General features: G+C 60.7%; 5 protein-coding genes. 4 read left to right on the top strand and 1 reads right to left on the bottom strand.

The window, feature by feature from the left end; all coding sequences use genetic code 11:
* The first annotated feature begins 254 nt into the window (after positions 1-254).
* The 4 genes from ACVWXW_RS14210 to ACVWXW_RS14195 all read left to right on the top strand — a co-directional run bounded on the left by ACVWXW_RS14210 (position 255) and on the right by ACVWXW_RS14195 (position 6174).
* Complete coding sequence (locus tag ACVWXW_RS14210) at positions 255-2066, top strand: ABC transporter ATP-binding protein (protein ID WP_457404349.1); 1812 nt, start codon at positions 255-257, stop codon at positions 2064-2066.
* A 203-nt stretch (positions 2067-2269) separates the two neighbouring features.
* Entirely contained in the window at positions 2270-3022 is a 753-nt protein-coding gene (locus tag ACVWXW_RS14205) for a response regulator transcription factor (protein ID WP_414342492.1), read from the top strand.
* An 84-nt stretch (positions 3023-3106) separates the two neighbouring features.
* A complete protein-coding gene (argZ, locus tag ACVWXW_RS14200; protein WP_457404348.1) occupies positions 3107-5239 on the top strand; it encodes a bifunctional arginine dihydrolase/ornithine cyclodeaminase in 2133 nt (710 codons plus the stop codon).
* Between the two features lie 68 nt (positions 5240-5307).
* Positions 5308-6174 carry an SAM hydrolase/SAM-dependent halogenase family protein gene (locus tag ACVWXW_RS14195; protein WP_457404346.1) on the top strand — a complete coding sequence of 289 codons (867 nt, stop codon included), beginning with the start codon at positions 5308-5310 and terminating at the stop codon, positions 6172-6174.
* Here the strand turns inward: ACVWXW_RS14195 and ACVWXW_RS14190 are convergent.
* Positions 6121-6573, bottom strand: a complete 453-nt coding sequence (locus ACVWXW_RS14190; protein ID WP_457404345.1) for an Hsp20/alpha crystallin family protein — start codon at positions 6571-6573, stop codon at positions 6121-6123. The genes ACVWXW_RS14195 and ACVWXW_RS14190 overlap by 54 nt on opposite strands.
* Positions 6574-6918: the final 345 nt, after the last annotated feature.

Raw genomic sequence — 6918 nt, 5'->3', positions numbered from 1 at the left:
TGAAGTCGTTGCACCGCTCAATCGTATTCTTGGCCTATGCGTGATGACAACGATATTCACATGGCCGACACTGCGTTTTTAAAGGGCGTCGGCTATGGTCGGCGCTATCCTTCCCTGCCCTGAAGGACGGGGCTTGCCGCGCCTTTTGGTCAGCGGTGCGGAGCACTTTGGAGGCCAAGGCGGGGGCGGTAGTCTATAATCCTGCCAATTCCCCTAATGCGTTCGCGCCAGCGGTGCGGAGCGCTTTCGTCGCCATGATCGAGGCTGTTCCTGCTGCCGATTCTGCCTTGCTGACCGTACAAGGGCTGCGGGTTTTCTTGCCCAGCCGTGCAGCTGGCGAGCCCTCGGGATCCCCGGTGGTGGACGGGCTGTCTTTCCAGATCGGGATCGGCCAGACCTTAGGCCTGGTGGGGGAGTCGGGATCCGGCAAAACCATGACCGCCCTGACGCTGATTGATCTGCTGCCCAGCTCGGCCCGGGTGGAGGGCAAAATCCTCTTCAAGGGCCCCAACGGAACGGTGGACTGGCTGCAGTTGGATCCCCGGCAACGGCGGCGCTATCGCGGATCCCAGATCGCCATGATTTTCCAGGAGCCGAGCACCGCCCTCAACCCCCTCTACACCTGTGGCCAGCAGTTACAGGAAACCTTGAGGGCCAACACCTCCCTGAGCCCGGCGGAGATCCGCGCCCAAGCCATTCGCCTGTTTGAGGAGGTGCAGCTTTCTCCCCAGATGCTGGAGCGCTACCCTCATCAGCTCTCCGGCGGCCAAATCCAACGGGCGGCCATCGCCTGTGCCATCGCCTCCAATCCCCAACTGTTGATTGCCGATGAGCCGACCACCGCTCTAGATGTTACGGTGCAAGCGGAAATCCTGCGCCTGCTCTGGGAGCTGCAGCAGCACCGGCAGATGGCCATCCTCTTCATCACCCACGATCTCAATTTGGTGGCCGAACTGGCAGATCAGGTGGTGGTGATGCGCCGGGGCCAAGCTGTGGAACAGGGATCGGTGGAGCAGATCTTTCGGGATCCCCAGCATCCCTACACCCGCGGCCTGTTGGCCTGTCGCCCGGTGTTGGAGCGGCGGTTGCGGCGGTTGCCCACCGTCCAGGATTTTCTGGAAAAAGGGGGATCCCCAGAGGAGCAGTGGCAGCAGGTGGAGATCCCGGCTGCCGTTCGCGTAAGCGGGACGGAGTCCTTAGAGGAAGAACGGCTGCGCCGGCTGTACAGTCAGCCCCCCCTGTTGCAGGTGCAGGATCTGCGAACCCACTACGCCGTCCGTCGAGGGCCATTTGGCCGCCAGGTGGGCGAGATCCGGGCCGTGGATGGGATCACCTTTGACCTCTACCCCGGAGAGACCTTGGGGCTGGTGGGAGAATCCGGCTGCGGCAAAACCACCCTGGGGCGAACCCTGTTGCGCCTGGTCCGTGCCAGCTCTGGCCAGGTGATCTACGACGGCGAGGAGCTGCTCCGCTTGCCGCCCCAACGCTTACGTCGTCTCCGCCGCGAGATTCAGCTGATCTTTCAGGATCCGGCAGCCTCACTGGATCCGCGCATGAGTGTGGGAGCCAGCGTCATAGAGCCGATGGCCCTGCACGGGATTGGGAGAAATGCTGCTGAGCGACGAGCACGGGCCCAACGCCTGTTTGAACGGGTAGGGTTGGATCCGGAAGCGCTAGATCGCCTGCCCCACCAGTTTTCCGGAGGACAGCGGCAGCGGATCTGTATTGCCCGCGCCCTGGCCTCGGAGCCCCGCCTGATCGTCTGCGATGAGGCAGTGTCTTCCCTGGATGTCTCCGTGCAGGCCCAGGTGCTGAACTTGCTCAAGGATCTGCAGGAGGAACTGGGGTTGGCCTACCTGTTCATCTCCCACGACCTGAGCGTGGTCAAGTTCATGAGCGACCGCATCATGGTCATGAACCGGGGCCGCATCGAAGAGCTTGGCCCCGCTTCCCAGATCTACCAGCAGCCGCAGCAAGACTACACCCGCCGCCTCATCGCCGCGTTCGCGCCAGCGGTGCGGAGCACTTCCCCCAAAGGGAGATCCGTTCGCGATAGCGGGCCGTAGGCCTTAAAAACGCACCCATTTGCCCCAAACGGGTTGAAAAGTTTCCCCTGCATCCGGCTCCGGGCTGGGCAACCCTGCGGGTTAACTTCGCAGTAAGATTTGCAATGAGGCTAAAATTAAGTAAACTTCCAGTCGTAAAGCTTCGGCTCTTTGTTAGCACATTTAACAAAACGTTTTATCCGCAGTTTGGGCTGCAACCGGCTATGGCTCGCATACTCATTATTGAGGACGACCCTTCGATTCTGGATATCCTGCGCATCAATCTGGAGTTGGCGGGCTACGAGGTTGTGAAGGCCACCGATGGGGTGCGCGGACAAGCACTGGCTCTGCAAGTTCTCCCCGATCTGATCATCCTCGACCTGATGCTGCCCCAGGTAGATGGCCTGACCGTTTGTCAGCGCTTGCGGCGGGAGGAGCGCACCAGCGAGATCCCGATTTTGATGCTCACCGCCCTCGGCCAAACCCAGGACAAGATCGAGGGCTTTAATGCCGGTGCCGACGACTACCTGACCAAGCCTTTTGAGGTGCAGGAGCTGCTGGTGCGGGTGCGGGCCCTGCTGCGTCGCTCAGACCGGATCCCACAGGCGGCCAAGCATGGGGAGATCCTCACCTATGGCCCTCTCACGCTGGTGCCGGAGCGCTTTGAGGCGTTGTGGTTCGGCAAAACGATCAAGCTCACCCACCTGGAGTTTGACCTGCTCCACTGTCTGATGCAGCGACATGGGCAGACCGTTTCCCCCAGCGAAATCCTGCAGGAGGTGTGGGGCTACGAGCCCGACGACGACATCGAGACCATCCGTGTTCACATCCGCCACCTGCGCACCAAGCTGGAGCCGGATCCCCGCCACCCCCAGTACATCAAAACCGTCTATGGGGCGGGCTACTGTCTGGAGTTGCCCAACATTGCCGATCCCAGCCCACTGCAGCCAGAGCTGGCGAAAGATTCCCACAAATAATGATTCTTTCATGATTCTTGAGGATGCTGCTCACGCAACTGCTAATCTAGGGGATGCCCTGCTGCAGATTGCGCTCTGAGATCTATGCCTGGTGCCATTCGGTATTTGATGTGCCCACCCGATCACTACGAGGTGGACTATGTGATCAACCCCTGGATGGTGGGGAATGTTCACCGCTCTTCGCGAGAACGGGCGCTGCAGCAGTGGCAGGCTCTCTATTCGCATCTCTCGCAACGGGCGGAGGTGAAGCTGATCCAGCCGGTGCCGGGATGGCCGGATATGGTGTTTACGGCGAATGCCGGGCTCATTCTGGGATCCAAGGTGGTGCTGAGCCGTTTTTATCACCCAGAGCGGCAGGGGGAACAGCCCCATTTCAAGGCTTGGTTTGAGGAACAGGGCTACACCGTCTATGAGCTGCCGCCAGCCCTGGCTTTTGAGGGGGCGGGAGATGCTCTGTTGGATCGGGCAGGGCGCTGGCTGTGGGCGGGCTACGGCTTTCGCTCCATGTTGGAGTCTCACCCCTACTTGGCCAAGTGGCTGGGGATCGAGGTGTTGTCTTTGCGGCTGGTGGACGAGCGGTTCTACCACCTGGACACCTGCTTCTGCCCCCTCTCCGAAGGCTATTTGCTCTATTACCCGCCGGCTTTTGATGCTTATTCCAACCGCCTGATCGAGATGCGGGTGCCCCCCGAAAAGCGGATCCCGGTTCAGGAGGCGGATGCCATTCACTTTGCCTGCAATGCCGTGGATGTGAACGGCACGATCTTGGTGAATCGGGTCAGCCCAGAGCTGGAAGCCGCCCTACAGGAGCGGGGATTTGCGGTGGTGCAGACGGAGCTGACGGAGTTCCTGAAAGCTGGTGGGGCGGCCAAGTGCCTGACGCTGCGCCTCGACGAGACGGTGGCTCCCCAAACCGATCCGGTGGCCACGGTGCTCAGCCGGACGGTGACCCTCCAGGGACACTTGGTGGACAGCGACCTGCTCACCAGAGCCGTCGATTGCATTGTCGACAATGGCGGCAGCTTCCAGATCCTCAAGTTTCAACTTGGGGAAAAACGGCAGAGCACTTCCACGGTGGAACTGGCCGTTTCCGCTCCCACCGAAGAGACCCTGGACACCATTCTCAGCGCCTTGATCGAGCAGGGGGCCCGTCTCTCGGAGGAAACCCAGCAAGATGCCCGTCTGGAGCGGGTAGAGAAAGCAGGGGTAGCGCCCGACGATTTTTATGTCACCACCATCTATCCCACGCAGGTGCGGGTGGCCGGCCAGTGGATCCCGGTGCAGCGGCAGCGCATGGATGGGGTGATCGTGGTCAAGGGATCCGATTGCAATGGCAAGACGGAGTTTTCAGCCTATTGCACCCTGATTCGAGATTTGCAGGTGGGGGATGCCGTGGTGTGTGGGGTGGAAGGGATCCGCACCGTGCGCCAGGCCAGCAAAGAGCGCTCTTCCCAGGAGTTCACCTTTATGGGATCGGGGGTCTCCAGCGAGCGGCGGGTGGAGATCCTGGTGGAGCAGATTGCCTGGGAGCTGCGGCAAATCAAGGAGCGGGGCGGCAAAACGGTGGTGGTGGCAGGGCCGGTGGTCATCCACACAGGCGGCGGATCCCACTTGGCCACCCTCATCCGCGAAGGCTATGTGCAGGCACTGCTGGGGGGCAATGCCATTGCCGTTCACGATTTGGAGCAGAATCTCTACGGCACCTCGCTGGGGGTGGATCTGTCGCGGGGCACGCCGGTCAAGGGCGGCCACAAGCATCACCTCAAAACCATCAACCTCATCCGCAAGTATGGCAGCATCCGGGCTGCGGTGGAAGCGGGCGTGATTACCGGTGGGGTGTTCTACGAGTGCATTCGCGCTCAGGTGCCCTTCTCCCTGGCGGGATCCATCCGCGACGATGGGCCGCTGCCAGATACGGAGATGGATTTGATCAAGGCCCAGCAGGATTACGCACGGCTGCTACAGGGGGCCGACATGGTGCTGATGCTCTCCAGCATGTTGCACTCCATTGGTGCCGGGAACATGACGCCTGCCGGGGTCAAGCTGATCTGCGTGGACATTAACCCGGCAGTGGTGACCAAGCTGGCCGATCGGGGATCCCTGGAGTCGGTGGGGATTGTGACCGATGTGGGCCTGTTCTTGAGTTTGTTGGTGCAGCAGTTGGCGCGTTTGGGACAGGTGTACAAACGCCCAGAACCCGCTCTTGCCGCCCGCTAGCCACCCCATCCATAAGCGCTGTTATCTTTTGGGATCCTTAAACTGGGATCCTCAAGCCTCAAAAGGGTATGCCTTTTATTAGCCTGTTGACGGATTTTGGCCTGCAGGATCCCTATGTGGGCATTATGAAAGGGGTGATTCATACCCTTTCCCCACAGGCTCAACTCATCGACCTCAGCCACGAGATCCCGCCTCAGGATGTGGCGGCGGCTCGCTTTGCCCTGATGACGGCCTACCCCTATCTGCCGTCGGGCACCATTCACCTGGCCGTTGTGGATCCAGGGGTGGGGAGTAGCCGCCGGGCGGTAGCCATCCAAACCGAGACGGGCTTTTTGGTTGGCCCTGACAATGGCCTGTTCAGCGGCGTTTTGGCCCAAACTCCGGCGCTGGCTGCTGTGGAACTCAACCGGCCCCGCTATTGGCGCACCCCCTCTCCCAGCCGCACCTTTCATGGGCGGGATATTTTTGCCCCGGTTGCCGCTCATCTGGCCAACGGGATCCCTTTGGCGGAGCTGGGGGATCCCCTAGACGTAGCAGAACTAACCCGCTGGGAGTGGCCGCCACCCCAGATGGAGACCAACGGCTGTCGCGGCCTGGTCCAGGCCATCGACCACTTCGGCAACGGCATCACCAACCTGCCCGGACAGTGGGTGGAAGGTCGAAGCTGGAGCGCCTCGGTCAAAGGGATCCCCGTCCGCTCCGTGGCCACCTTTGCTGAGGGAGAAGTTGGGGAAGTGCTGGCCCTGGTGGGCAGCTCCGGCTGGGTGGAGATCGTGCAAAACCGAGGCAATGCCAGCCGGGCGCTGGATTTTAAGGTGGGAGATGAGGTGCGCGTGCAGTGGATCCTCACCCCCAGCCCCTCTCCCGAAAAGAGGGGGATCCTAGGCAGGTTGGCTTTCCACCGTCACGGCTTCCGTCGGAGTAGTGGGGTTTGAGGCGCCCACTTGGACTTTGATCACCCGCGCTGCGTCGGCTTTGGGCAGAGTGAGGGTGAGGATGCCGTCGCGATAGGTGGCCGAGACTTTCTCCGGCTGGATGCGGCGGGCCAGCTTGAGGATGCGTTGAAAAGGTTGGGGCTCCACTTCTTGGTAGCGCAATTCAGCACCTTCAGGGCCGTGAACCTGGATCTCGCCGCTGATGGAGAGCTGTTGAGCCGTGGCCTCGATGTGGAAGCGTTCCCGATTGGCACCGGGCACCCACAACTGGACGGTGTAGGCTTCGTCGCTCTCCCAAACCTGCAGAGGAGTGGGCAGGAAGGAGCGAGAGCGTCCCCGGTTGGGCTCCGCTTGCAGAGCTTGTACCTCGAAAAGCGGGCTGAAGTAAAGAGTTGCCATAGTGTCTCCTAGGGTAAATAGGCTAAGTCATCAATGGAGTTGAGGGAAGCGAAGAGATCTCGGCAAAGAAGGCTTGGCCTGCACTTGGGATTTGAATTCACAAAATCCTGCTCTGATCATCCAAGAAAGCCATCCCAGCGAGGGAGGGCAAACCGATCTGCGATAGGCAGGATCCCCTCACCTCATGGGGAAGAGGGATGAAAACAAACAGGGCAATCCAATGGTTCACCAAATTTTCGGGCTGGAGGCGCGCACCATAGCCGCAGGCTTGGTGTCGGGAGGAAAGCCCTCCTCCATATAGGTTTGCTGGTCAAAAGTCTGGATAAACTACAATAAGCCCATGAG

The sequence above is a fragment of the Thermostichus sp. MS-CIW-30 genome, from assembly GCF_054058015.1.
This window is presented reverse-complemented; position numbering and strand designations above follow the sequence as displayed.